The following is a 380-nucleotide window of genomic DNA, read 5'->3' on the forward strand; positions in this document are numbered from 1 at the left end:
CGCCACGGCCGGTCGCGCCGTCAGGAAGGCTTGAGCGATGAGCGACGCCACCGCCCTGACGGCCGACCGCATCCTCGACACCGCCGAGGAGGTGCTGCGCCGCTACGGGCCGGCCAAGGCCACTGTGCTGGACGTCGCCCGCGCGCTGGGCGTGAGCCACGGCAGCGTCTACCGGCACTTCGCCAGCAAGGCGGCGCTGCGCGACGCGGTCGCCGAACGGTGGCTGGCCCGGGTGTCCACCCCGCTGATCGAGGTGGCCACCGGGCCCGGCCCGGCCCCACGACGGCTGCGCCGCTGGCTGGCGGAGCTGAGCGGCACCAAACGCCGGATGGCGCGGGAGGACCCCGAGCTGTTCGACAACTTCCACCAGCTCGCCACCC

General features: G+C 75.0%; 1 protein-coding gene. It reads left to right on the top strand.

Features of this window, described 5'->3' with window-relative positions; genetic code table 11:
- Nucleotides 1-37 precede the first annotated feature (37 nt).
- Nucleotides 38-380: TetR/AcrR family transcriptional regulator (locus tag KBX53_RS36000; RefSeq protein ID WP_210864143.1), on the top strand; the 343-nt coding region annotated here is incomplete at its 3' end.

Source organism: Micromonospora sp. M51 (genome assembly GCF_018070305.1).
GTDB classification, from domain to species: domain Bacteria; phylum Actinomycetota; class Actinomycetes; order Mycobacteriales; family Micromonosporaceae; genus Micromonospora; species Micromonospora parva.